The 23542-nt window shown below is 64.7% G+C and carries 25 protein-coding genes and 1 tRNA gene; 18 read left to right on the top strand and 8 right to left on the bottom strand.

Features of this window, described 5'->3' with window-relative positions; genetic code table 11:
• The first annotated feature begins 45 nt into the window (after positions 1–45).
• Positions 46–1515, top strand: a complete 1470-nt coding sequence (locus tag ACYQR9_RS02090; protein ID WP_461228533.1) for an amino acid permease — start codon at positions 46–48, stop codon at positions 1513–1515.
• Between the two features lie 63 nt (positions 1516–1578).
• Here ACYQR9_RS02090 and ACYQR9_RS02085 read toward each other — a convergent pair whose 3' ends face one another.
• Positions 1579–2490 (bottom strand): MBL fold metallo-hydrolase, encoded by a 912-nt coding sequence (locus ACYQR9_RS02085; RefSeq protein WP_056421952.1) that lies wholly within the window; start codon positions 2488–2490, stop codon positions 1579–1581.
• 822 nt (positions 2491–3312) lie between these two features.
• On the opposite strand from ACYQR9_RS02085, the gene ACYQR9_RS02080 reads away from it, so the two are divergent.
• The 5 genes from ACYQR9_RS02080 to ACYQR9_RS02060 all read left to right on the top strand — a co-directional run bounded on the left by ACYQR9_RS02080 (position 3313) and on the right by ACYQR9_RS02060 (position 5191).
• A complete protein-coding gene (locus tag ACYQR9_RS02080) occupies positions 3313–3486 on the top strand; it encodes a hypothetical protein (RefSeq protein ID WP_207412307.1) in 174 nt (57 codons plus the stop codon).
• A complete protein-coding gene (locus ACYQR9_RS02075) occupies positions 3483–3806 on the top strand; it encodes a hypothetical protein (RefSeq protein ID WP_056421950.1) in 324 nt (107 codons plus the stop codon). The genes ACYQR9_RS02080 and ACYQR9_RS02075 overlap by 4 nt, the downstream gene beginning before the upstream one ends.
• 132 nt (positions 3807–3938) lie before the next feature.
• A complete protein-coding gene (locus ACYQR9_RS02070) occupies positions 3939–4097 on the top strand; it encodes a hypothetical protein (protein ID WP_200919001.1) in 159 nt (52 codons plus the stop codon).
• A 242-nt stretch (positions 4098–4339) separates the two neighbouring features.
• Positions 4340–4591, top strand: coding sequence for a hypothetical protein (locus ACYQR9_RS02065; RefSeq protein WP_207412308.1), 252 nt, complete (start codon positions 4340–4342; stop codon positions 4589–4591).
• Between the two features lie 180 nt (positions 4592–4771).
• Entirely contained in the window at positions 4772–5191 is a 420-nt protein-coding gene (locus tag ACYQR9_RS02060; protein WP_056421947.1) for a hypothetical protein, read from the top strand.
• A 13-nt stretch (positions 5192–5204) separates the two neighbouring features.
• On the opposite strand, the gene ACYQR9_RS02055 is transcribed toward ACYQR9_RS02060, so the two are convergent.
• The 3 genes from ACYQR9_RS02055 to ftsE form a co-directional block, all read right to left on the bottom strand.
• The gene (locus ACYQR9_RS02055; protein ID WP_056454796.1) at positions 5205–5897 is read right to left on the bottom strand and encodes a YdcF family protein; all 693 of its coding nucleotides are present in this window, start codon (positions 5895–5897) and stop codon (positions 5205–5207) included.
• A gap of 264 nt (positions 5898–6161) precedes the next feature.
• Positions 6162–7130 carry a cell division protein FtsX gene (locus ACYQR9_RS02050; protein WP_056421944.1) on the bottom strand — a complete coding sequence of 323 codons (969 nt, stop codon included), beginning with the start codon at positions 7128–7130 and terminating at the stop codon, positions 6162–6164.
• Positions 7130–7828: a cell division ATP-binding protein FtsE gene (ftsE, locus tag ACYQR9_RS02045; RefSeq protein WP_056421937.1), complete on the bottom strand. Its 699-nt coding sequence runs from the start codon at positions 7826–7828 to the stop codon at positions 7130–7132. Before ftsE ends, ACYQR9_RS02050 begins: the two co-directional genes overlap by 1 nt.
• 159 nt (positions 7829–7987) lie before the next feature.
• Here ftsE and ACYQR9_RS02040 point away from each other — a divergent pair, with 159 nt between their 5' ends.
• From ACYQR9_RS02040 to ACYQR9_RS02015, 6 genes are all read left to right on the top strand, one after another.
• Positions 7988–8767, top strand: a complete 780-nt coding sequence (locus tag ACYQR9_RS02040; protein ID WP_207412309.1) for a zinc-ribbon domain-containing protein — start codon at positions 7988–7990, stop codon at positions 8765–8767.
• Between the two features lie 70 nt (positions 8768–8837).
• Positions 8838–9407: a hypoxanthine phosphoribosyltransferase gene (hpt, locus tag ACYQR9_RS02035; RefSeq protein WP_056421935.1), complete on the top strand. Its 570-nt coding sequence runs from the start codon at positions 8838–8840 to the stop codon at positions 9405–9407.
• A 189-nt stretch (positions 9408–9596) separates the two neighbouring features.
• A complete protein-coding gene (locus ACYQR9_RS02030; protein ID WP_056421932.1) occupies positions 9597–9962 on the top strand; it encodes a response regulator in 366 nt (121 codons plus the stop codon).
• A 96-nt stretch (positions 9963–10058) separates the two neighbouring features.
• Positions 10059–11264, top strand: coding sequence for an SMP-30/gluconolactonase/LRE family protein (locus ACYQR9_RS02025; protein WP_461228532.1), 1206 nt, complete (start codon positions 10059–10061; stop codon positions 11262–11264).
• A gap of 69 nt (positions 11265–11333) precedes the next feature.
• Entirely contained in the window at positions 11334–12305 is a 972-nt protein-coding gene (locus tag ACYQR9_RS02020) for an SMP-30/gluconolactonase/LRE family protein (protein WP_461228531.1), read from the top strand.
• Between the two features lie 32 nt (positions 12306–12337).
• The gene (locus ACYQR9_RS02015; protein ID WP_461228530.1) at positions 12338–13528 is read left to right on the top strand and encodes an SMP-30/gluconolactonase/LRE family protein; all 1191 of its coding nucleotides are present in this window, start codon (positions 12338–12340) and stop codon (positions 13526–13528) included.
• Here ACYQR9_RS02015 and ACYQR9_RS02010 read toward each other — a convergent pair whose 3' ends face one another.
• From ACYQR9_RS02010 to ACYQR9_RS02000, 3 genes are all read right to left on the bottom strand, one after another.
• Positions 13529–14863, bottom strand: coding sequence for an ATP-binding response regulator (locus ACYQR9_RS02010; RefSeq protein WP_461228529.1), 1335 nt, complete (start codon positions 14861–14863; stop codon positions 13529–13531).
• Entirely contained in the window at positions 14860–16011 is a 1152-nt protein-coding gene (locus ACYQR9_RS02005; RefSeq protein WP_461228528.1) for an FIST N-terminal domain-containing protein, read from the bottom strand. Before ACYQR9_RS02005 ends, ACYQR9_RS02010 begins: the two co-directional genes overlap by 4 nt.
• A 138-nt stretch (positions 16012–16149) precedes the next feature.
• Positions 16150–16452, bottom strand: coding sequence for a hypothetical protein (locus tag ACYQR9_RS02000; RefSeq protein ID WP_027171815.1), 303 nt, complete (start codon positions 16450–16452; stop codon positions 16150–16152).
• 239 nt (positions 16453–16691) lie between these two features.
• On the opposite strand from ACYQR9_RS02000, the gene htpG reads away from it, so the two are divergent.
• The 3 genes from htpG (at position 16692) to ACYQR9_RS01985 (ending at position 20011) form a co-directional block, all read left to right on the top strand.
• Positions 16692–18524: a molecular chaperone HtpG gene (htpG, locus tag ACYQR9_RS01995; protein ID WP_056454820.1), complete on the top strand. Its 1833-nt coding sequence runs from the start codon at positions 16692–16694 to the stop codon at positions 18522–18524.
• Between the two features lie 144 nt (positions 18525–18668).
• Positions 18669–18758, top strand: a tRNA-Ser gene (locus ACYQR9_RS01990).
• A 359-nt stretch (positions 18759–19117) separates the two neighbouring features.
• Complete coding sequence (locus ACYQR9_RS01985; protein ID WP_461228527.1) at positions 19118–20011, top strand: 3'-5' exonuclease; 894 nt, start codon at positions 19118–19120, stop codon at positions 20009–20011.
• 50 nt (positions 20012–20061) lie between these two features.
• On the opposite strand, the gene ACYQR9_RS01980 is transcribed toward ACYQR9_RS01985, so the two are convergent.
• Positions 20062–20520, bottom strand: a complete 459-nt coding sequence (locus ACYQR9_RS01980; RefSeq protein ID WP_461228526.1) for a GNAT family N-acetyltransferase — start codon at positions 20518–20520, stop codon at positions 20062–20064.
• Between the two features lie 256 nt (positions 20521–20776).
• Here ACYQR9_RS01980 and ACYQR9_RS01975 point away from each other — a divergent pair, with 256 nt between their 5' ends.
• The 3 genes from ACYQR9_RS01975 to groL all read left to right on the top strand — a co-directional run bounded on the left by ACYQR9_RS01975 (position 20777) and on the right by groL (position 23368).
• Entirely contained in the window at positions 20777–21034 is a 258-nt protein-coding gene (locus tag ACYQR9_RS01975; RefSeq protein ID WP_311274916.1) for a DUF6489 family protein, read from the top strand.
• Between the two features lie 313 nt (positions 21035–21347).
• A complete protein-coding gene (groES, locus tag ACYQR9_RS01970; RefSeq protein WP_461228525.1) occupies positions 21348–21635 on the top strand; it encodes a co-chaperone GroES in 288 nt (95 codons plus the stop codon).
• Between the two features lie 95 nt (positions 21636–21730).
• Complete coding sequence (groL, locus tag ACYQR9_RS01965) at positions 21731–23368, top strand: chaperonin GroEL (RefSeq protein WP_461228524.1); 1638 nt, start codon at positions 21731–21733, stop codon at positions 23366–23368.
• Positions 23369–23542 lie beyond the last annotated feature (174 nt).

Raw genomic sequence — 23542 nt, 5'->3', positions numbered from 1 at the left:
CTGGCCGCCGGACTTCCTCGCTCCAACCATGAAGGGCATCGATCCATGGCATCAGGCCTCGCTGGCGATCTCACCCGGACGAAATCCCTCGAGCGACTGAATGCCGATGCCGAAGGGGGAGAGCACAAGCTCGAGCGCACCCTCGGCCCCTGGAGCCTCGTCGCCCTCGGCATCGGCGCGGTGATCGGAGCCGGCCTGTTCTCCCTCACCGGCATCGCGGCGGCCGAGCATGCCGGTCCCGCCGTCGTGATCTCCTTCGCCATCGCGTCGATCGCCTGCGCCTTCGCCGGGATGTGCTACAGCGAGCTCGCGGGCATGATCCCCGTGGCGGGTTCGGCCTATACCTACGCCTATGCCACGATGGGCGAGTTCGTGGCCTGGATCATCGGCTGGGACCTCGTGCTCGAATACGCTGTCGGCGCGGCCACCGTTTCGGTGAGCTGGTCGAGCTACGTCACCCGGTTCCTGCGGGACACCCTCGGCATCAACTTGCCGCCCAGCCTCGTCAATTCCCCCTTCGAGACCTACACGGTCGACGGGGTGACGGCGCATGGCATCGTCAACCTGCCGGCGATCCTCATCATCGTCGCCGTCTCGGCCCTGCTGATGATCGGCATCCGCGAATCCGCCCGGGTCAACGCCGTCGTCGTGGCGATCAAGCTCGCGGTGGTGGCGGTCGTGGTGGGCGTCGGCCTGTTCTACATCAAGGCGCAGAACTACGTGCCGTTCATCCCCGAGAATACCGGGACCTTCGGCGAGTACGGTTGGAGCGGCATCATGCGCGGCGCCGGCGTGGTGTTCTTTGCCTATATCGGGTTCGACGCGGTCTCGACGGCGGCGCAGGAGGCCAAGAACCCCCAGCGCAACATGATGATCGGCATCCTCGGCTCGCTGGCCATCTGCACGGTGATCTACATCGCCTTCGCCGGTGTGCTGACCGGCCTCGTGCATTACGACGCCATGAAGGGCGATGCTGCGCCTGTGAACACGGCGATCGCCCAGACACCGTTCCCGTGGCTGAAAAGCCTCGTGACGCTCGGCGTCATCGCCGGCTTCTCCACCGTGATCCTGGTCCTGCTGCTCGGCCAGAGCCGGGTGTTCTATTCCATGAGCCAGGACCGGCTGTTGCCGGGCTTCTTCTCCAAGATTCATCCGACCTGGAAGACGCCCTATCGCTCGAACCTGTTCTTCATGGTGTTCACGAGTGCTCTGGGCGGCTTCCTGCCGATCAGCCAGCTCGGCCACATGACCAGCATCGGCACCCTGCTCGCCTTCATCCTGGTCTGTGCGGGAGTCATCATCCTGCGCCGGACCCAGCCCGATGCGCGACGGGACTACCGGACGCCGCTGGTGCCGCTGGTGCCGATCCTCGGCATCGTCAGCTGCCTCGCCATGATGGTGTCCCTCGACGGCCAGACCTGGCTGCGACTGATTGCCTGGCTCGCGGTAGGACTTGTGATCTACTTCGCCTGGAGCCGACGCAACAGCCGTCTCGGCCGGGAGAAGGCGGCCTGACCGTAGTAGTCTCGGCTGTCCCCGGGGAACGGGATCCGGTGCTCGGGAGGGCGGCCTGATCCGTCAGGCTGTCTTGATCAGCGACAAGAGAGGGCTTTTGGAATCCTTCTCCACCATCACCTCGCCCACATGGACGATCTGCCGCTCGCGCGCGACGAACGCCGTCGGCATTTCGGACTGCATCTCGGCTTCCACGGCACGCAGCATGGCGTCGCTATGGGCGGGATGGAGATGGATGATCGCGAGCGCCTTGGCACCGGCGGCCTTCGCCAGTTCGACGCCCTTCTGCCATGTGGAATGACCCCAGCCGCAGCAGCGCGGATATTCCGACTCGGTGAACATGCCGTCGTAGACGAGGAGGTCCGAGCCTTCCACGAACCGGCGCAGGGACTCGTCCGGCCACGGGTCGGAATGCTCGATGTCGCTGATGATGCAGAGGCGTTTTCCGCCATGGTCGAAGCGGTACCCCACCGATCCTTGCGGGTGGTTGAGGAGGATCGTGTCCACACGCGACCCATCGGGGAAATCGAGCGCCTCGCCGGCCTTGAAACCGTGATGGGCGAGGGTGCAGGGAAGGATGTCCAAGGTCACCGGGAAGAGTGGCGGCGAGAACAGGCGGTCCAGGGTCTCCTTCGCGCTCGCTCCGTCGAGATTGCCGCAATAGGTGTTGATCGTCCGTTCCGGGTTGAAGATGACCGGCTTGAAGAACGGCAGACCCGCCGTGTGGTCGAGATGCAGATGGCTCAACAGGAGGTCGATCTCTTTCGGCATCTCCTCGCGGTGATGCAGCCCGCAGGCATTCAGGCCCGAGCCGGCATCGACGATGAACAGGCGCGAGCCGCAGCGGATCTCCAGGCACGGGGTGTTGCCGCCGAACTCGACATAATCCGGCCCGCTAACGGGCGTGGAACCGCGGACGCCCCAGAAGCGTAGGGAGAGGCCGTCTTCGGTCGAGGGCGTGTGCGTCATACTCATGGTTCGACTACCGATTGCCCGATCCGCCTGAGACCCGGTGCCTTTCGGCGCACCGATGCGATCCATTCTTCGCGAGAACGGTCACAAACAGGTTGCCAGGATCGAAGTGGGGTTGACCATGAGGTAGTCAGCCCCCTCCGACATCGATGTGCGGCCACGCACACAGCTTGGAGACGCTCGTCCTCGGCAAAACCGCGCTCACCGGCCAGCTTTCAATCGGAGCGAGCCCAATATTCGCCTGCGTGAAATGGCCGACGCTCCGGGCGGCGGTTGTTTCGGGCAGAGCCAATGTGGCGTTGACGAGACGGCGAAGCCGGCCCTCGTGACGAGTTCGTGCCCGATCCTGACGACAGCATCTCCGTCGCGATTCCAGAGAAAATCGGGAAATGTCTTTGCCGGAGCCTTCTCGGCTCGGCCCATCGACCTTTGCACTCTTCGGTCTCCGACACTTGGACTTCCCGATCCTGATCGGCACGTGCTTTACCGAGGTCTATCGTCCGGGAAACGATGAGGGCCGAGGCTGCGCATGGATTCCGGCCTATGGGGGAAGGACCGGCTGACGGCATGGGCCGTCACGGCCATCGCTGGTGCTGGATGCGGATACAAGGAACCGGACGTGGAGCAGCTTGGCGCTCTCCCGTGCTACCGCTGATGGGCGGTGATGGCTCACGAATTCGAATATTTCTAAATCAAGACTGCGGAATATTTCCGCTGCTCGCGTTTTATAGTCTTTCCAATATTCCAGCTTACTCTTGATTGATTGGGGTGATTGCCTCTTTATGTCGGTTATCGGGGCAATGCGTGATGAGAAGGCCCTCCAAAATGGAACGGATGCTGGAACTGGTCCGCGGCTATGCACGGCTGGCGTGGTGGGATGGCTGTGCCGTCGACATGCGCCTTCACCGCCTTGCCGACTTCATCGATTTCCTGGCTGCCGCGAGGGAGCCGGTGCTTAGGCACGAGCCGATTCCGATTGTAAAAGGAGAGATTGCGTGAGCGCCTTCCGATCGACCCGGCCATGTATCGAGCCGCCCAAAGAGGGAAGCGAACTGGACGAGGCCTTGCGCCGCGCCTTCTGGACCAGCCTGAACCGACATCCCCTTCCGGCGCTCCAGGCGCTGGCCACGGCGGCACGGACCATCGGGACCCTGTATCGACAGATTGCCCAGGCACATGAAGGCCCCGGCGGCTGTGGTTGCGGTTGGGAGCCCGATCCGGACAGCGATCTCATCGTGCTCGAAGCCAATCTGGCCGCTTCCCTGCTGAAGCCGCCCGAACCAGACCTCGCCCACATGGTGACGCTCGGACGAGCGTGACGTCCCATCGGGGTCACTGGCGCGCCGGGGCGTCGATCCACCGTCCCACCTATCGAGACGCAACATCGCGGAAGGGATTGGTTAACCCACCAGCCCGCATGATTGGGGCGATCCTGCAGGGTGGAGGTGGGAATGGACGTGATCTACCGCGGTCTCGAAACGTCGCTCCTCGGCCTCACCCTGGTCCTTGGCATCGCGGCCTTGGCCCTTCCTTCGCTGGCGCCCCGGATACTCGGCGCTCCGGAACTCGCCGTGACCCTGCCCTTGCTCAGTGTCACCGCCGCACATTGAGGGTTTCGCGCCGGATTTGCGACCCGGCAGTCGATGTTTGAGGTGATCGCCTCAGGCGACGATCATGGCGCTGGCTGTGCGGTTCGACACAATCGACCCATGCTGACGACTTTCACAGTGCGTTGCGTCATCGCACTGCAACTGTTTCGCCCTCACGCGACTTTATAGACCAAGCGCTGCGGTGAGCGCACTGGCTTGGGTCTTTAAGGCGCTCCGGACAACGGCGCGCGGGCAAGGTTGCGATGGCGAAACGATTCGGTCTTTCCGCTGCGTTGGGCGTTGCGCTCATCGTCGGCGCCACCTCTATCCCGGCCTCCGCGATGCCGGGAACCGAGGGAGCCTCGTCCACGAGTGTTCAGCGGGACGCGGAAGTCGGCAAAGTCGCATTGACGGTAGAGGCCGAGGACGATGCCCTGGCCTGCACGAAATCGCGCAAGCGGTTGTTCGTCGATGGCGAGGGCTGGATCGTTCGCCGGGTCACCACCTGCCGCTGAGGTGATCGCCGCTGCAGTCGTGCGGGACCGGTTCATGCATGGGGTCTCGTCCGTTTCGTTCATTCCGGCTATCCGACCACCGTATGGCTCGTTCGTCAGTCGAGCCATCGTTCCCGGCTCAGGCCTACGCGCTACGAGGTTCGCATGTTGGCGATGAGGAGATGGTCAGCGCATTCAGCAATGCTGGTGCTCACCCTCCTCATTGTGCCCGTTGCCCATGCGCAGAGAGCGGTGACTTCCGGCTACGGTCATTCTGATCTCCGGTTCGATGATCGCTACGCCGGACCGTATCCGGCTGCGGCGTATGGTGTCGCTCCGCTGGTACGGTTCCCGCGTCCGACCGAACTCGTTCCGAGCGCTTGGGGCTATGGAACTTACGGCATTCCCACCGCGACCGGCATCCGTCCCGCCTCAGTAGGGACACCCGTTGTATACGTGATCGACACGCCCGCCCGCCGGGTCATGCGCCAGACCCGCAATCCCGGGCCGCGCATTGTGTCGCGTAAGGCGCGAAAGCCGGATCCTGCATCTCTTGCCATACACCATCAGGCCGGCGCGGAGGTCGTGACCCTGCGCATGGAGCGCACCAGCTCGCGCTGAAGACAGAGCCTTGTCAGTATTGCGCGCGCAGGACCGCTTCGGAGACGAGCTTGATCGGCTTTCCCCTGCCCATCATGATCGCCGCCCGCGACTGTTCCGGGTCGGCCTCGAACCGCGTCCGCAACCAGGCGACGAGGAACTTCAGGTATTCTGAACCGATGAGCTTCGCCGTTCCCGGATGACGCCACCAGCGGTCGGCGTCGAAACCTTCCGCGATCACCGGATGGGGGAGGACGCGGTCCTTGCCCATCAATGCGTGGTCGAGCTCCACCAGAGTTCGGGGCATATGATAATTCGACGTCACCACGGCCACGGTGTTGAACCGGTGCTGGCGCATCCAGCGACGGGTCTCGATGGCGTTGCCGATCGTGTTGCGGGCCCGATAATCGAGATCGACGCAGCACTCGATCCAGTGGCGCTGGCTCGGATTGAGCCGGGCGATCTCGTCGCGGCTGGTCCGCTCGTTCACGCCGGTGATGAGAAGACGTCGGCCATAGCCACCGGCCAGAAGGTCGATCGCGTCGCCGATGCGCTGGGCACCCCCGGTCAGGGCCACGATCCCGTCCGCACGGCCGTCGAGAGTGCGCTCGTCACGGGCGATCGATTCCGCGAACACCAGGAAGCCGGCGACCAGGGCCAGGGTAGCGACGGCACCGAGTCCGAGAGCGATTTGACCGAGACGGCGGAGGGTTGAAGACATCACCATGGCGATCCGCGCGGGAGGCACCGACGATTCCGCCCGACCCCGTGGCCAGACCCAACCGAACGCCTCTGGAGGGCGAGTGGTGCCGTGTCCTGACATCCGCGTGGCCATTCTCCAAAGGTAGCGCGGAATGCGTCATCCGCGAGGCGACATTTCCGCCCCGATGGGTTTACGAATGGTTAACGCGGATCCGGCGCGGATGTCTGTAGTCCTATGATGTCATACGGAACCGCTGATCTGGCGGGTCCGGCGACCGGAAAACCGGCTTCAGCGCAGGAAACGCCGGACGGTCAGCCGCGAGACGATGCCGGTGACCACCGATGCGATGACGCCGATGAGCAGGACAGCGGCATAGCCGCGCCAACCGATATGGAACGCACCGAATAAGGCCTCGATCTCGTCCCCGGCGGGTCCCGAACGCCAGACCTGGGCGAGCAGTCCGGCGAGCGCGAACACGGCCAGAGCCAAGCACGAGCCAATGATCCCGCCACGCAGGCCGAGGCGGAAGAACCGACGCTGGAACGCGCGGGCGATGAAGTCGTCGTTCGCGCCGACGAAATGCAGCACCTCCACGACCTCACGATTGCCGGCCATGGCTCCTCGTGTGGCGAACACGACGGCGAGGCCGGTGGCGATCAGGACGAGGGTCACGATACCGACTCCGACGCCGACGAAGGTATTGGCCATGGTCGAGAGCCGCTGAAGCCACAGGGCATGGTCGTCGAGGCTCGCGACCCCCGGCATCGCCTCGCTGAGCGACCCCCGCAATCCCTTCAAATCCGGGGGAGGGGATTCCGCGAGCTTCAGGGTGACGAGACGCGGTACCGGAAGGTCCGAGAGGTCGAGGCCGCTCCCGAGCCAGGGTTCGAGCAGGCGCTCCGCCTCCGTCTTCGAGAAGATCCGCGTGCTGGCGATGCCGGGCGTGGCCTTGGCCAGCGACTCGGCCCTCGCCACATCGGCATCGATGTCACGGCCGACGCTGGGCCTCACCTGGATCGTCACTTCCTGCGCGACGCTGCCCTGCCACTGGTTGGCACTGGACGCGACGATCTCGGCCGCCCCGGCGCACAGGGCGGCCAGGAAGGTCAGGATCGCGATCACCGCGGCGAGCGCCCGGCTCGCCGCCGAATCGGTGGGGACAAGGGGCGCGTTGCGTCGCAGGGTCGCCGGCAGGCCGGCCTCCTGGTCGGGTGTGACGGGCATCGCGGGACGCGGGTCTAGGCTAGCCTCGCCCATCAGCGTTCGATCTGAAGCCGGCCCTGGCCCAGAACGAGCCGGGGGGCGTCGACGAGGTCCATCAAGGCGAAATCGTGGGTCGCGATCAGGACCGAGGTGCCAAGGCGGTTGAGTTCGATGAACAGCCGCAACAGACGGCGGCCGAGGCCGGGATCGACATTGCCGGTGGGTTCGTCGGCAAGGAGCAGGTCGGGCCGGGCGATCAGCGCGCGGGCGATCGCCGCGCGCTGTTTCTCGCCGCCCGACAGAAGCGGCGGCAGCACATGCATGCGCTCGCCGAGGCCGACCCAGCGCAGGAGTTCCACCACCTCGGCGCGGTAACTCGTTTCCGCCCGACCCTGGACGCGCAGGGGGAGGGCGACGTTCTCGTAGGTGGTCAGGTGGTCGAGCAGGCGGAAATCCTGAAACACGATGCCCATCCGCCGGCGCAGGCCGGTGAGCGCCTCGTTGGAAATATCGCTGACCTCTTCCCCGAACACCGAGACCAATCCGCGCGTCGGCCGCACCGAAAGCAGGATCAGGCGCAGCAGGGTGGTCTTTCCCGCGCCCGAAGGGCCGGTGAGGAACTGGAACGAGCGCGGGGCGATCTGGAAGCTCACGTCGCTCAGCACTTCCGGCCCGAGGCCGTAGCGCATGCCGACATTCTCGAACTGAACCACGGGCTCCTCGACGCCCGACAGGAGGCTGTCACGGCTCACGCTAGGGTCCCGGATCCGTCGATGCGCGATTCTGCTGACAAGCCTGCCCTCCCATATCCGCCGCTTCACGGAGGATTAACCGCTTCCGGCGATGACGGTGTGAGTCTTTTTCACCGAGCCGGCAACTGCCGATCGAGATATTCGAGGCGACGATTCGCCATGCTGATCGTATGCCCCTCCTGCGCAAGCGAATACGACATCGCCACCGACAGGGTCGGCGTCGAGGGTCGCTCCGTGCGCTGCGCCGCCTGTCGCGAGACCTGGTTCATCTCACCCGACGAGGTCGCCGCCGCTCTTGCCGAGGAGATGGCCGAGATTCAGGCGGCGATGGGCTCTGTGGAGGGGCGCGGCGAAGCGCAGGCCGATCTCGATGCATGGGAAGCGGCTTTGGCCGAGGAGGCCCAGTCCGCGACGGTGGAGCCGGTGTCCGAAGATAAGCCGGTTCGCAAGGCCAGGGGGCGGACGCCGCCAAAGAAGCGCTGGAGCGCCCCGTCGCCGGCCGCCGCCTTCGGGCTCGCCCTGCTGGCCGGCATTCCCCTGGCGCTCCTCGCACGCAGCACCGTGGTGCGGGCCATGCCCCAGAGCGCCTCGCTCTATGCCCGGATCGGTATGCCGGTGAACCTTCGCGGCATCGAGATCCGCGATCTCGCGGCCTACCAGACCCAGGGCGAGGGGGCGGCGTCCCAACTCGTCATAGAAGGCGACGTGGTCGGTGTGGCGGGCACCACCGTCCCGGTACCGCCGATCGAAATCCAGGTGCGCGACGCGCAGGACCAGACCATCTACCGCTGGACCGTGACGCCGCCGCGTTCCAGCCTCGAGGACCGCGAGACGGCCCGGTTCAGGGCGAGCCTGTCGTCTCCTCCGGCACAGGGGCGTACGATCAAGGTCGGGTTCGCGCCGGAACGTGGAGCGCCGGAAGCGGATGTCGCTCACTGACCCCTGACATTGCCGCTGGTTGAGGGCAAAAACCGATGCCAGCCGGCTCTGCTCGTGGTAGGGAGAATGTATGACCAGCCCGACCCGACGCGTCCGCGTCCTCTTCGACGAAGCCGCCATCGCGAACCGCAACGAGGAGCTAGCCGCAGCCATCGTCGCGGCCAAGCCCGAGAACCTCCTTGTCGTGGCGGTTCTCAAAGGCAGCTTCATGTTCGCCGCCGACCTGCTGCGGGCCTTACACCGCTCGGGCCTGTCGCCACAGGTCGAGTTCGTGCACCTGTCGAGCTACCGTAGCGGGACGGTATCCTCGGGGCAGGTCGCGATCCTGCGGGACGTGGAGAGCGAGGTTCGCGGACGCGACGTGCTGCTCGTGGACGATATCCTGGAATCGGGACGCACCGTCGTCTTTGCCAAGGATCTGCTCATGGCGCGTGGGGCCAAGCGGGTGCTGACCGCCGTTCTGCTGGAGAAGCCGGGCAAGCGGGCCGTGACCATCGATGCCGATTTTGTCGGCTTCACCTGCCCCGATGTGTTCGTGGTGGGCTACGGCATGGATGTCGCGCACGAATATCGGCAACTTCCCTTCGTCGGTCTCGTGGACCATGTGAGCAGCGAGCCGGATCTCTTCGGCGGAACCTGAGCCCCCCTCTTCAGGGAGGCGAGGCACGCGATGAATCGGGTTCGCGAGGGTTCACCCGTGGGTTTATGGCGACAATTGCGCGCGGCCACATATTGCGCAACATTTACGTATTATTTGATGCAAAGCAGCCCTTGACATAGGGGCTGAGTAGAAGCGCAGTCTGGGCGGTCCAGCAGAGACAAAGAGTTGATGGCGCGAATTCTCCTTGTTGATGACGAAGAGCCGGTACGTGGTTTCCTGAAGCGGGGCCTGGAAATTGACGGTCATTCCGTCGTGACGGCGTCGGATGGCAGTGACGGACTGGATCGGCTGACGGAGGCGGACGGGGCGTTCGATTTGATGCTCACCGATATCCGCATGCCGCTCATGGACGGCATCGCCCTCGCCCTCGCGGCAAAGCGCGATTTTCCCAACTTGACCATCCTCCTGATGACGGGGTTCGCCGACCAGCGCGAGCGTGCCCGCGGTCTCGACGCCATCGTCACCGACGTGCTGACGAAGCCGTTCTCGCTGGCGGACCTGCGTTCCACCGTGAGGCGCGCGCTCGCCGCCTGAAGACGCGTCATCCTTGAAAATTTGATTGAAGCTTGGCCGCCGGTCGTTGCGTTGCCGGAGGGAGCAGTACCTCTCTCTCCCCGCCACGAGTGCCCCATGATGTCATCGACGACCACCCGCGCCGCCCTGGCCGCGGTGCTTCTCTCCGGCACGATCGTCGCGGGCTCCGCATGGGCCGAAGCCCAGACCGGTTCGGCACCCGCCGGCGCCCTCGCCAAGGTCGCCAGCTTCGAGCACCAAGTGACCGGCGTTACCGTGACGAAGGACGGACGCGTCTTCGTCAATTTCCCCCGTTGGACGGAGGACAGCGCCGTCTCCGTTGCCGAGGTAAAGGACGGTCGGATCACGCCCTTTCCCGATGCCGAGTGGAACGCCTGGCGCAACGCGCGCAAGGACGAGGTTTCGGCGGGCGACCATTGGGTCTGTGTCCAGAGTGTCGTGGCGAGCCCCGACGGCAATCTCTGGGTTCTCGATCCGGCCGCTCCCGCCATGGCCGCATTGGTGAAGAACGGGCCGAAGCTCGTGGAGATCGACCTCAAGACGAACAAGCCCGCTCGCATCATCGCCTTCGACGAGGCGGTGGCCCCGCAGGGCTCCTACCTCAACGACGTCCGCTTCTCGCCGGATGGGAAGACCGCCTACATCACCGATTCGGGTGCGAGCGGTGCCCTCGTCGTGGTCGATCTCGCCAGCGGCAAGGCCCGTCGCCTCCTCGACGGCGATCCGACGACCCAACCCGACAAGAGCGTCACGGTGACCTATGAGGGCAAGCCGCTGCGGCGACCCGATGGGCGCGGCGTGGAATTCGCCGCCGATGGTATCGCCCTCTCGCCCGATGGCGGCACCCTCTACTGGCAGGCGATCAAGGGGCGAAGCCTCTACAGCCTGCCGACATCCGCGCTCACCGGATGGCTGACTTCGTCGCTCGTGCCGGAGGCGCTCAGCGACCGGAGCCTGTCGGCCAAGGTCGAGACGGTGGGCGATAACGGTCCCGCTGACGGCCTCATCATCTCGCGCAAGGATGGGCGGATGTACGTCACCTCGCCCCAGGACGATTCGATCAAAGTTCGGGACCTATCCGCCAAGGGCTCCGCCCTCACGATTCTGATTCAGGACAAGCGCCTGCGCTGGCCCGATACTTTCGCCGAGGGACCGGACGGGACCCTCTACGTGACGACCTCTCGTATCCAGGATTCGGCCTTCTACAAGGCCGACGCCCCGGCGGCTCTGCCGACCGACCTGTGGAGCATCAAACCGACGAGCGACGCCGCCGGCTCGACGACGAGCCCATCGTCTCGCTGAGACCGCAGCCCTGGCCTGTCGACGAGACCGGCCGGGGCCTCGCCGCTGCCCTCCGTTGCGAGCTTTTCCATGCGCCGACGCGATATCCTCTGCGGCCTCGCCGCATCTTCCCTCTGGAGCCCGCCGGCCTCGGCGGCCCCGATCCTTCGTTCGGACGATCCCCGGTTCGCCGAACTGGTCGATCCCTCCGCCCGGCCGGTGACCCTCTACCGCGAGGGTCGGTGGTGCGAAGGCGTGTGCTGGGCGCCGCACCTTGGGGGGCTCATCGTCAGTGACGTGCGATCGAACCGCATGCTGGTGATCGGCGAGGATGGCGGAGTGATGCCGTTCCGCGATCCGTCCAACAATGCCAATGGAAACGTCCTCGATGGCCAGGGACGTCTCGTCACCTGCGAGCACCGCACCCGTCGCGTCGTTCGCCGCGAATCCGATGGATCGATGAAGGTATTGGCCGACATGTATGGCGGCCAGCCATTGAATTCCCCCAACGACGCGGCGCTCGCGCCGGACGGTGCGATCTGGTTCACCGACCCCGTCTTCGGCATCACCGTGCCGGATGAAGGCATTCAGACCACGCCTTCCCAGTCCGCGAGGCGGGTCTACCGGATCGATCCGGCCGGTGAGATCCTGGCCATGACCGACGCGGTCGGCCAACCGAACGGCATCGCCTTTTCGCCGGATGGGCGAACGCTCTACGTCACCGAGACCAGTGCCGCCCTCGACAATGCGGAAGGGGCCCGCGCTATCCTCGCCTTTCCGGTGGAAGAGAGGCGCCTCGGTGATCCACGCGTCGTCGCCTCGCTCGAGACGGGCGCTCCGGACGGGCTCGCCATCGACGAAGCTGGGCGGATCTACGCGGCCTGTGACGACGGCGTGCGCGTCTACCTCCCCGACGGGACGTTGATCGGCCGGATCGCCACCGCGACGCCGGCCTCCAATGTCGAGTTCGGCGGGCAGGACGGGAATCGCCTCTTCATTTCGGCGGGCTCCGTGGTGGCGGCCATCGATCTCAAGGTCCGGGGCGCGGTGAAAGCCCGCTGACCGCATTCAAATCCTTCAGGATTGCAGCATCCATGACCTTCGCTCGACGTGACATGCTGGCTGCCGGCCTCGCCGGATTTGCCGCACTGACCAGCCAGGCCTCCGCTGAGCAAAAGGGTGTGTCCCAAGCGGAATCCGGCACGGGGGTCGCCAGCGATCAGGGCGTTCCCGGGCTCGAACTCGCCATGGTGGCGAATGCGCCCTCGAACCCCACCGGCATCACCCTGTCGCGAAGCGGCCGCGTCTTCGTGATGATGCCGCGCTTCAACGCCAAGGTCCCTTTCACCCTCGGCGAGGTCATGCCGGACGGGAGCGTGACGCCCTATCCCGACGAGGCCACCAATCAGCCCGACCCGAAGGCCTCTCAGCACCGGCTCCTTCACGTGCCCAATGGTGTGATGGACCGCGACGACAGGCTCTGGGTGCTCGATGCCGGATTGCCGGATGGGTCGGGCCCGCCCATGCCGGGAGGTGCCAAGCTCGTTCGGTTCGATCTGACCACCAACCGGATCGCCCAGGTGGTCCCGCTGGAGGCCGGCGTCACGGCCACCTCCTCGCTCAACGACCTCAGGGTCGATATCCGGGACGGACGGGCGGTGGCCTTCATCACGGACCAGGGCCAGGACGGCCATGGTGCCATCCTCGCGGTCGATCTCGCGAGCGGTCGTGTCACCCGGCGACTCGCCCGGCATGCCAGCACCGAGTCCCAGAAGGGCATCGTCAAAGTAGTCGAGAATCGCCAGATCCTGCAGCGCAAGGCCGAGGGGCCGCCGCGTCCGGTCCAGGGCGGCGCGAACGGCATCGCCCTCAGCCCCGACGGCCGACGCCTCTACTACGCCCCACTGATGGGCCGGCGCCTCTATGCGGTGGAGACCGCTCTTCTCCTCGACCCGGCGGTGTCCGATGCCGAGGTCGCCGCCGCTGTGGAGGATCTCGGCGAGAAGGGCATGACCGGAGGGCTGATCGCCGATTCCAAGGACCGCGTGTATCTCGCCCTGCAGGAGCACAACGCGGTCGGCCGGCGCGAGACGGACGGCACTGTCACGATCCTCGCCACGGATCCCCGGCTCATCTGGGCCGACACGTTCTGGATCACCCCCGACCGCTGGCTCTACATCACGGCCGCGCAGGTCAATCGCAGCCCCGACTACAATAACGGGCGCGACCTCAGGCAGCCGCCCTATGCGATTTTGAGGATGCGCATCGACGCCGACCCGGCCTGATCAGCCGAGCAGATGTGTGAGCAGGGCGCGTAGTTGCGCCGGCTTGATCGGCTTGTGCATCAGCTCCGCCCCGAGCCTCGCCACGTCGGCTTCGATCGCGGCGGAATGGTCGGCGGTGGTGACGATCGCTGGCAGGTCCGCGCGGGTCACGCCCCGCAGGTAGGTGGCTACGTCGAGGCCGCAGGCGCCGTTGTCGAGGTGGTAATCCAGGATCAGCACGTCCGGTGGTGGACGTCCGGCGGAGACGTACTCTCCGACGCTGGCGAGATCGCGATGAGCACTCACATCGGCATCCCAGTTCCGCAGCAGGCGCGTCAGTGCATCTGCGGTGGCCGGATCGTTCTCCACGATGAGCACGCGCGCGCCCGTCAGCCGCGTCGCGATCGGCGTGGGGCCGGCCACCGGCTCGACCGGAGAGGTGCCGATGGGGACGGTCAGGCTCATCCGCGTTCCGTGGCCGGGCCGGGAATGCAGGGTGAGCGCGTGATCGAGGGCTGTTGCCATGCGCTGGACGATGGAGAGCCCGAGACCGAGACCGGGCTCACCCTCGTCACCCTCCTCCCTGCCGCCCCGGTAGAATTCCTCGAAGACGAGATGCCGCTCGCTCTCCTCGATGCCGCAACCGGTATCGATGATCTCGATGCGGCACGCCTGGTCCCGCCGCCGCGCGGCGATCAGCACACCTCCGCGGCTGGTGTAGCGGACGGCATTGGAGACGAGGTTCTGCAGGATGCGACGAAGCAGGATCGGGTCGCTGTCGACCCGGAGCTCCGGGCAGCGGACCGCGAGGCGCAGGCCCTTGCGCTCGGCCATCGGCATGAAGCTCGCAGCGATGCCCCCGAGCAGATCGGCGAGGGCGATCGGCCGGATACCAGGGCGGACGATTCCGGCATCGAGCTTGGAAATGTCGAGCAAAGTCTTGATCAGATCTTCGATGGTCTGCAGGCCGCGCTCCACCTGCCCGGACATCGCCAGGGCTTCCGGGCTGAGCGGCATGTCGGAGAGGGCCGAGGCCGAGAGGCGCGCGGCATTCAGCGGCTGAAGCAGATCATGGCCGGCGGCGGCGAGGAAGCGGGTCTTCGAACGGTTGGCGGTCTCGGCTTCCTCCTTCGCCGCGACGAGGGCGGCGTTGGAGCGCTCCAGGCTGTGCATCAGCCCGGTCAGCTCCTCGGTGCGCGAGCGGACCCGACCTTCGAGGATGATCGCGGTCTGGAACAGCGAATAGGCCCCGCCCTGCTGGTCCATGTTGCGTTCCACATGCGCCATGAGGGCGGCGTTGATGCGCTCGAGCTTGGCGATGCGGCGGGCGGCATCGTCAGGATGATCGGCCTTCATCGGGCGCGCGGCCGGCCGATGGCGATGCCGGTGAAGGTCTGGTTGAGATGCATCGCCTTGTATTGCTCGCCGTAGGTCTCGAACCCGACCACGTCGTAGCGGCGGTAGAGATCGCAGATACCCTGGCGGACCTGTCGGCTTTCCGCGTCGAGGCGGCGCAAGACGCAATCAAAGCCGATGATCAGGTCGATCCCACCCAACGCCGCATCGAGGCGGGCGAGGTCGTTGCGGGTGGTCTCCACGATGTCGCGTGGCTGGGCCAGGGTCAGCACGACGCCTTCGTCGATGGCGCAGAAGAAGGTCAGCGAGCCGTCGGCGTTCATGCGTCGGATCGAGCGGCAGAAATACTCGCCGCCGACCTTCACGGCGAGCGGATAGGCGGCAAAGCTCATCGGTGTCAGCGCTTCCGGATCGAGCCCCACCGCCATGGCGTATTCGCGGGCGGCGGGCTCGGCGTTCAACTCATGGACGATGCGCTGCTCGTCGTCGGAGGCCGTCACCACGAACTTCGTCGATGTCGGCTCGAAATGATCGCTCTTGAAGGTCTGGAACGGGTGATCCGTCTCCACCAGCACCACCACGGCCGCCCTGCGATGGATCGTGCCGCCGTGGAGCAGGACCGTTTCGCGGAAATGCAGATCGTCGCCGGCCGATCCCCCGACCAGCGGAATGCCGTCGAGGGCCCAGGCGATGGTCGACACCACCGTCTCCTCCGCATTGGCGAGCCCGTCGATGAAGGACAGGGCGAAGAGCCGGTTCGTCGCGTGGTCGGTGGGGTCCGTCGCCAGCGCCCGGCGCAGCGTGCGGACCGACGAGGCCGTGCGGGCCACGTCGAGATGGTCGATGGCATCGAGGATCGCCGAGACGACGCGAAATCCCTTGGCCGGAAACGCCACGACGACGAGGCCGCCCTCCAGGCCCCCCGCAGGACAGATCCCGCCCGACATCGTACACCCGGTGATGGGGGTGCCGGGGAAGGCCTCCCCCAGGGCGGCGTTCAGGGCGCCGACATCGTAATCGGGGGAGAAGAAGGCCAGCATGTGCGAGAGGCCGGCCGGGCCGATATGGGCGGCGATGTCCGCCACGGCGTCGGCCTCCGCCGTCGCCATCGTCCAGGAGGTCTTGATCCCGCACAGATGCCCACGCATCCGCGTGTCCTCCTCCACCGTCGCGCTCCCTCCGGCGTCGTGGACTGGCTTTGCGCCTTTGTCGTCACGCCGCCGACGAGTATGTCGGCGCGCCGAGCGGGGTGCAATGGCGGCGCTCTCCCGCGCCGCCCTTACCTGTCAGTCCACCGTCTTGAGGTCCTTGACCGAGACGTCGCCCTGCCGCGACGAGAAGGTCGGCGCGGAACCGTTGCTCTGCGAGACGCCGCTGATCTGGTGATCGCCGGTATCGTAGGTGGTGCGCTTGCCGTCGGTATCGATCACGAGGCGGCGGGCATCGGGGAAGAACGCATACCGCATTCCGTTCTGGCCGCCGCTGGTGGAGGGCTGGCCCAGCTCCTGCGGCCACCAGGCCTCGCCGCCGGACATCGGTTTCATCGGCTCCATAGGCTTCATCGGTTCCATGGGCTTCATCGGTTCCATCGTCATCCTCCATACAGGGTCGCGCGTCTGGCACGGCTACGCCTGAAAGCCGACATGGTTGCATCCCGGGGGAGCCGCCGACCCATCGATTGCACCACCTGCCGGTTTTTCGCTCCGTTCCGAGTCGGCACACCGGTTCGCTTCTCGCAGCATCCGTTTGCCCGCACTCGGTTGCACGCATTGAATTTCCCCATTGTAGGGATCATATCGCGCACCGTTCGATCCCCGGAGGCAAACCCTTGAGCGATACCCTGGAACGGCACGAATTCGGTGCCGAGGTCGGCCGGCTGTTGGACCTCGTGGTCCATGCCCTTTACTCCGACCGTGAAATCTTCCTACGGGAACTGGTGGCCAACGCCGCCGATGCCCTGGACCGGCGCCGTTTCGAGGCGCTGACGCAATCGGTCTCGGCGCCGCCTGCCGACGCAAAGGTCACGATCACCCCCGAGAAGACCGCGCGCACGCTGACGATCTCCGATCCCGGCATCGGCATGACCAAGGCGGAGCTGGCGCAGAATCTCGGCACCATCGCCCGTTCCGGCACCCGCGCCTTCAGCCAGTCGCTCGGAGACGCGAAGGCCGAGGACAAACCCAGCCTGATCGGCCAGTTCGGCGTCGGCTTCTACTCCGCCTTCATGGTGGCCGACCGCGTGACCGTGACCTCTCGGCGCGCCGGCTCCGACGAAGCCTGGACCTGGGCCTCGGAGGGCCAGGGCAGCTATACCCTGGAACAGGCGACACGCGACGAGCCCGGCACCGACATCGTCCTTCATCTTAAGGAGGATGCCGACGAGTATCTGGAGAGCTACCGGCTCGACCACGTCGTGCGCAAATGGGCCGACCACATCACCGTGCCGGTCGCCATCGTCGCCGAGGGCAAGACCGAGACCGCGAACCAGGGCACGGCCCTGTGGCGCAAGTCGAAATCTGAGGTCACCCCGGAGCAGTACACCGAGTTCTACCGCCATGTCGGCATGAACTTCGACGAGCCCTGGGCGACCCTGCATTGGCGGGCGGAAGGGGCCCTCGAATTCTCGGCGCTGCTGTTCATCCCCGGCATGAAGCCGTTCCAGGCGGTGGAGGGCGAGCGCGCGAGCAAGGTCCGGCTTCACGTCCGGCGCATGTTCATCACCGATGAGGCCGAGTTGCTGCCGACCTGGCTGCGCTTCGTACAGGGCGTGGTCGACACCGAGGACCTGCCCCTCAACGTCTCCCGCGAGATGCTGCAGGCGACACCGGTCCTCACCAAAATCCGTCGCGCCGTCACCGGTCGCGTCCTTTCCGAACTCGGCACCCGAGCCAAGGATGCGGAGGGCTACCAGTCCTTCTGGGAGAATTTCGGGCCCGTCCTGAAGGAGGGCATCTACGAGGATTACGAGCGCCGAGGCGAGATCGCTCCGCTCCTGCGCTTCCGCTCCTCGGCGGTGGAGGGCTGGACCTCGCTGCCCGATTACGTCTCGCGCATGAAGGACGGCCAGGAGGCGATCTATTACCTCGTGGCCGACGATGCCGACGCCCTGGCCTCCTCGCCGCAGCTCGAGGGGTTCCGTGCCCGGGGCGTCGAGGTTCTGCTGCTCTCCGACCATGTGGACGCGTTCTGGCCGGAGCAGCTCGGCCGGTTCGAGGAGAAGCCCCTGCGTTCGGTGACCCAGGGCGGCCTCGACCTCTCGAAGATCGCCGCCACCGAGGAAGCCGGCGAGGCGCCCGCCTCCGTCGATGCCCTCGTCGCCGCCCTCAAGACGGCGCTCGCAAAGGACGTCGCCGACGTGCGAACCACCGACCGGCTGGTGGAGAGCGCCGTGGTGCTCTCGGCCTCAGGTAGCGGACCCGACCTGCAGATGCAGCGTCTTCTGCGCCGGGCCGGGCGTGGAGCCGGCGGATTACCGATCCTCGAGATCAACCCGCGCCACCCGCTGATCGCCTCCCTCGGCGCCAAGGCGGAAGCCGGGGAGGATGTGGCGGAGGCCGCCGGCACCCTCGTCGATCTCGCCCGCATTCAGGACGGCGACACCCCGCGCGACCCCGTGGCCTTCGCCCGCAAGGTCGCCGCTGCCCTGGCCCCCGGCGCCTGAACGCACGACCGGAGGCGCCTGCCGGGAGCAGGCGCCTCCGTTGGCCAGCCATGAGTACCGATGCGGTTCTCGACTCGCGCTTCTCGTCTTGCGATCTCCGCCGCACTCGTGCTAACGAGCCTTCGTCTCATCGAGGCGCCCCGCGGAGAGGTGGCAGAGCGGTTGATTGTACCGCACTCGAAATGCGGCATGGGTGCAAGCCCATCGGGGGTTCGAATCCCCCCCTCTCCGCCATTTACCATTGCTAAGTCATTGTTTTTGCTCGGAAACCCAGCTTAGCTTTGGGTAGTCGCCCTCAATTTACCCCACATTTTGTATCGGCTTGTGTCGGCTAAATCTGGATCTTGCTGTACTTCGCCTCGCGCACGCGAGGCCGAGCGCTTGAGGCGCGTGGCAGCGTTATTGCGGGTAAGCCGTAGGGCCGCATGACCGCTCTGCCTTTGGGGGCATAAACCCTAACACATGCTGATTCCCTCGGCACCGAGGCTCAGCACGTCGAGTTGAGCCAACGCAACCGTGTCTTTCCACGAGCGGGACGCAGCCCCTAGATGCCATGCGACGGTGAGTCTGAAGGCAAGGACACGGTAGCGGTGATGCACCCCCTCGACAGCATTGCTTCTGTGCTGGAGAGCACAGGCGAATACCGCGTGCTTAGGAGGGTCGGACCGTTCGTCGATTGCACCGATCAGCCGACCGAGCCTACGTTCATTGGCCTGATCCTCGATACCGAAACAACCGGGGTCGATCACACGCACGACGAGGTGATCGAGCTTGGCATGATCAAGTTCGAGTACGGCGCGAGCGGCCGCATCTACCGGGTGCTCCAGGTCTTCAACCAACTGCAAGAGCCGCAGAAGCCGATTCCGCCAGAGATCACGCGACTGACCGGCATCACGGACGCTGACGTGGCCGGTCAACGGATTAATGACGCGGCGGTACAGGCGATGGCTGGCGATGCCGTCGTGGTGATCGCCCATAACGCAAGCTTCGACCGCCAGTTTTGTGAGAGCCGCTGGCCGATCTTCGTTGAGAAGAACTGGGCTTGCTCTTGCCATCAAGTGCCATGGCGTGACGAAGGCCACGAGGGCATGAAGCTCGGCTACCTGCTGACCGATTACGGTTTCTTCCATAAGGGCCACCGTGCCATCGACGATTGCCATGCCCTTCTTGCACTGCTGGCAGTCCCCCTGAAGACGTCCGGTCGGCTTGCGCTGGCGTACCTGCTCGAAACCGCGCGCAAGCCCAGTCTTCGCATTTGGGCCGCTGGCTCACCCATCGCAACAAAGGACGTCCTGAAAGCTCGTAGCTATCGCTGGAGCAGTCGGAGGCGGTGCTGGTATATCGACATCGAAGAAGAGCGGTCCGACATTGAGCGCTGCTTCCTAAGCCAGGAAATATTTCAGGGGGAAGTGATCGACCTCCCCACCGAACGCATCACGGCGCGTGATCGGTTCTCCATAAGGGTAAACCCCGAAGCATCGGACTAACTGCCTGAGCTAAGCCAACGCAAACTAGAGCTTCATCGCGTGGCTCGCAGTCAACGATACGTGGCGAAACCGTTGGCGTTTTCCATTTCGAAGCGTCGGTGCCGGCGACCTGAGCTATCGATTTGCCTATCCTCATCCACTACGGCGAAGCCCCGAGCTTTGTAGAACTGAACGGCAGAAACATTCTGCGCGAAGACGTGAAGCCAAAGGATCTGGTGACGATCTTGTGCCGCCTGCAGGAGGGCCGATGCCACACCCCGGCTGACATGTGGGAGGTCTACGTACAATGCTGAAATGTAATCTCCGTCATCCACGGTAATGAAGGCAATCACGGAACTATCCACCTCTGCAATCAGGGTTTCCGGGCGGCTCAGCAGAAGTGCGAGATGCTGGCGAGCCTTTATTTGCTCGCTGCTATCTAAGAATGAATGGGAAGTGTGGAAGGTCCGTTCGAAGACCGCGATTACAGTAGCCTGGTCATCTCCGCACCTGTAGGGTCGTATGTGCATTTATTTCGTGCCCCCTATTAATTGTACAATCCTATAGACTGAACCGATGAGAAATCTTCAGCTGTACTAGAAACGTTTCTGGTGCTGGCAACTTGAGCCTGTGGCCCGCTTCAAATTCGGTGCCGCCGGGAAGGTCTGCCGCCCGGACCCATCGTTCCCATGGCTGGCCTCGCAAGCACCTTGAGCCTTACACAGGCACATGCTTCACCAATGGAACGCATTTCAACGGCGTTGAGGTTTTGGGGGGATTCACGAGATGAAAGTCACGGTTGAGGTGGATTGTACTCCGGAAGAGGCGAGGCAGTTTATGGGGCTTCCAGACGTCAAGCCGATGCAGGCGGCCGTTATGGCTGAGATGGAAAAACGGGTTCTAGACGAAATGAACCGCTTTTCACCTGAGGCGCTCCTGAAAAGCTGGATGACGCTGATTCCTCAAAGCTCGGAGCAAATGCAGGCTGCCTTCACGAAGTTGTTTCCGCAAGGCTCAGCAGGCAGCAAGCCACGTGCAAAGTAGGAGCATCAACGCAGGGCTTTTCACAGTTCGCGTTTCCGCGGGACGCGAGAAGCTGCAAAGGGCTCGCTATCGACGATGGGTTCAAGGGGCGCTTGTGTCGTATTATGGCCTGCCTGATTTCTCACCCATCGCAGATTCCGTTCAATGTGATTGGGTGCGGGCAAACATACTTGAACGGGGCTCGTTAGCACTCTCGCTCATTAAGTGCTAAGCCTCGGCCGCGGGGCAAGCTGTGGAATCTCGGACAGCTGCCTCCCCTGCGATACCGCGCCCTACCGGCGACGGTTGATCGCTAGGAAACCGGATCCAAAACATGAAGTTTCGCCCCCTACACGACCGTGTCGTCGTCCGCCGCATCGAAGGCGAAGAGAAGACCAAGGGTGGCATCATCATCCCGGATACCGTCAAGGAGAAGCCGCAAGAGGGCGAGGTCATCGCGGTCGGCCCTGGCGCTCGGGACGAAGCCGGCCGGATCAACCCGCCTGATGTGAAGGCTGGTGACCGGGTGTTGTTCGGTAAGTGGTCTGGCACCGAGGTCAAGATCGACGGTCAGGACCTTCTGATCATGAAGGAATCCGACATCATGGGCGTCGTCGCCTAGGTCGGTTGCGTCGCTCGCAAACCCGATGACCTGCTCTTTCGAGGCGCCCGCTGTGGCGTGCCTCAGGGCCTTACATCACTGAAGAGATCACCCCCATGGCTGCCAAAGACGTTCGTTTCTCCGTCGATGCCCGCGAGAAAATGTTGCGCGGTGTCGAGCTTCTTGCCAGCGCCGTGAAGGTCACGCTGGGGCCCAAGGGTCGCAACGTCGTCATCGAGAAGAGCTACGGCGCGCCCCGCATCACCAAGGACGGCGTCACCGTCGCCAAGGAGATCGAACTCGCCGATAAGTTCGAGAATATGGGCGCCCAGATGGTGCGCGAAGTGGCCTCGAAGTCGAGCGACATCGCCGGTGACGGCACTACAACAGCAACCGTGCTAGCTGCCTCCATCGTCCGCGAGGGGGTGAAGTACGTGGCCGCCGGCATGAACCCAATGGACCTGAAGCGTGGCATCGACCTCGCTGTTGCGGCGGTCGTGAAGGACATCGGCGAGCGTGCCCGCAAGGTGGCCTCCTCCGAGGAGATCGCCCAGGTAGGCACGATCTCTGCCAATGGCGACAAGGAAATCGGCGAGATGATTGCCCACGCCATGGAGAAGGTTGGCAAGGAAGGCGTCATCACTGTCGAAGAGGCCAAGACTGCCGAAACCGAGCTCGACGTCGTCGAGGGCATGCAGTTCGACCGTGGGTATCTCTCGCCGTACTTCGTCACGAACCCCGAGAAGATGATGGCGGATCTCGAGGATCCCTACATCCTCATTCACGAGAAGAAGCTCGGTTCGCTTCAGGCCTTACTGCCCATCCTCGAAGCCGTGGTGCAGACGGGTAAGCCGCTGCTCATCATCGCCGAGGACATCGAGGGCGAGGCGCTTGCCACCCTCGTGGTGAACAAGCTGCGCGGCGGCCTCAAGGTCGCCGCTGTGAAGGCTCCGGGCTTTGGTGACCGTCGCAAGGCCATGCTCGAAGACATTGCCCTGCTGACCAAGGGCCAGATGATCGCCGAGGATCTCGGAATCAAACTCGAGAACGTCACCCTTCAGATGCTGGGCCACGCCAAGCGGGTGCGCATCGACAAAGAGACCACCACGATCATCGACGGTGCCGGCGACAAGGCCGACATCGAAGCACGTGTGGCGCAGATCAAGGCGCAGATCGAGGACACCACCTCGGACTACGACCGTGAGAAGCTCCAGGAGCGGCAGGCCAAGCTCGCCGGCGGCGTCGCCGTCATTCGCGTCGGCGGCTCGACCGAGGTCGAGGTCAAGGAGAAGAAGGACCGCGTTGATGATGCGCTTCATGCGACCCGTGCGGCGGTCGAGGAAGGCATCGTGCCCGGCGGCGGCGTAGCGCTCCTTCGCGCCAAGGCCGCGGCTCAGGGTCTTACCAACGACAACCCTGACGTTCAGGCCGGCATCAAGATCGTGCTGAAGGCGCTCGAAGCCCCGATCCGTCAGATCGCCCAGAACTCGGGCGTCGAAGGCTCGATTGTGGTTGGGAAGATCCTTGCCAACTCCTCAGCGACTTATGGCTTCAACGCCCAGACCGAGGAGTACGTTGACATGCTCCAGGCCGGTATCGTTGATCCCGCAAAAGTCGTGCGTGCAGCACTACAAGGTGCTGCGTCAGTCGCAGGCCTGCTTGTCACTACTGAAGCCATGATTTCCGACGCTCCGAGGAATGAAGCGCCGGCGATGCCCGGTGGCGGCGGCGGTATGGGCGGCATGGATTTCTGATCCGCGTAAAAAGCCCAAGCTTCCGGTTTGATAGGGCCGCCTTTTGGGGCGGCCCGTTTAAATTTGACATGCCACTCAATCGGCTACGAAGCCTATTTCGGCTTATTGCCTGTACGAACTCCCCGCAGTCCGGTTTTGGGATCGCGGATGCGTGATGAATCGGCTCAGGGAGGG

Source organism: Methylobacterium sp. CM6241 (assembly GCF_054817845.1).
Note: the sequence above shows the minus strand (reverse complement) of the source record. Positions and strands in the feature narration are given on the sequence as shown.

Excerpts from the sequence above, each read along its gene's own strand:
- ACYQR9_RS02025 (WP_461228532.1), top strand. The coding sequence starts at position 10,059 with ATGATGTCATCGACGACCACCCGCGCCGCCCTGGCCGCGGTGCTTCTC.
- ACYQR9_RS02050 (WP_056421944.1), bottom strand. The coding sequence starts at position 7,130 with ATGGGCGAGGCTAGCCTAGACCCGCGTCCCGCGATGCCCGTCACACCC.
- ACYQR9_RS02020 (WP_461228531.1), top strand. The coding sequence starts at position 11,334 with ATGCGCCGACGCGATATCCTCTGCGGCCTCGCCGCATCTTCCCTCTGG.
- ACYQR9_RS02040 (WP_207412309.1), top strand. The coding sequence starts at position 7,988 with ATGCTGATCGTATGCCCCTCCTGCGCAAGCGAATACGACATCGCCACC.
- ACYQR9_RS01975 (WP_311274916.1), top strand. The coding sequence starts at position 20,777 with ATGAAAGTCACGGTTGAGGTGGATTGTACTCCGGAAGAGGCGAGGCAG.
- ACYQR9_RS02030 (WP_056421932.1), top strand. The coding sequence starts at position 9,597 with ATGGCGCGAATTCTCCTTGTTGATGACGAAGAGCCGGTACGTGGTTTC.
- ACYQR9_RS02015 (WP_461228530.1), top strand. The coding sequence starts at position 12,338 with ATGACCTTCGCTCGACGTGACATGCTGGCTGCCGGCCTCGCCGGATTT.
- ACYQR9_RS02090 (WP_461228533.1), top strand. The coding sequence starts at position 46 with ATGGCATCAGGCCTCGCTGGCGATCTCACCCGGACGAAATCCCTCGAG.
- ACYQR9_RS02060 (WP_056421947.1), top strand. The coding sequence starts at position 4,772 with ATGCTGGTGCTCACCCTCCTCATTGTGCCCGTTGCCCATGCGCAGAGA.
- hpt (WP_056421935.1), top strand. The coding sequence starts at position 8,838 with ATGACCAGCCCGACCCGACGCGTCCGCGTCCTCTTCGACGAAGCCGCC.
- ACYQR9_RS01980 (WP_461228526.1), bottom strand. The coding sequence starts at position 20,520 with ATGCACATACGACCCTACAGGTGCGGAGATGACCAGGCTACTGTAATC.
- ACYQR9_RS02005 (WP_461228528.1), bottom strand. The coding sequence starts at position 16,011 with ATGCGTGGGCATCTGTGCGGGATCAAGACCTCCTGGACGATGGCGACG.
- ACYQR9_RS02000 (WP_027171815.1), bottom strand. The coding sequence starts at position 16,452 with ATGGAACCGATGAAGCCCATGGAACCGATGAAGCCTATGGAGCCGATG.
- ACYQR9_RS02085 (WP_056421952.1), bottom strand. The coding sequence starts at position 2,490 with ATGAGTATGACGCACACGCCCTCGACCGAAGACGGCCTCTCCCTACGC.
- groES (WP_461228525.1), top strand. The coding sequence starts at position 21,348 with ATGAAGTTTCGCCCCCTACACGACCGTGTCGTCGTCCGCCGCATCGAA.
- ACYQR9_RS02065 (WP_207412308.1), top strand. The coding sequence starts at position 4,340 with ATGGCGAAACGATTCGGTCTTTCCGCTGCGTTGGGCGTTGCGCTCATC.
- ACYQR9_RS02080 (WP_207412307.1), top strand. The coding sequence starts at position 3,313 with ATGGAACGGATGCTGGAACTGGTCCGCGGCTATGCACGGCTGGCGTGG.
- ACYQR9_RS02070 (WP_200919001.1), top strand. The coding sequence starts at position 3,939 with ATGGACGTGATCTACCGCGGTCTCGAAACGTCGCTCCTCGGCCTCACC.
- ACYQR9_RS02010 (WP_461228529.1), bottom strand. The coding sequence starts at position 14,863 with ATGAAGGCCGATCATCCTGACGATGCCGCCCGCCGCATCGCCAAGCTC.
- groL (WP_461228524.1), top strand. The coding sequence starts at position 21,731 with ATGGCTGCCAAAGACGTTCGTTTCTCCGTCGATGCCCGCGAGAAAATG.
- ACYQR9_RS02055 (WP_056454796.1), bottom strand. The coding sequence starts at position 5,897 with ATGGTGATGTCTTCAACCCTCCGCCGTCTCGGTCAAATCGCTCTCGGA.
- ACYQR9_RS01985 (WP_461228527.1), top strand. The coding sequence starts at position 19,118 with ATGCACCCCCTCGACAGCATTGCTTCTGTGCTGGAGAGCACAGGCGAA.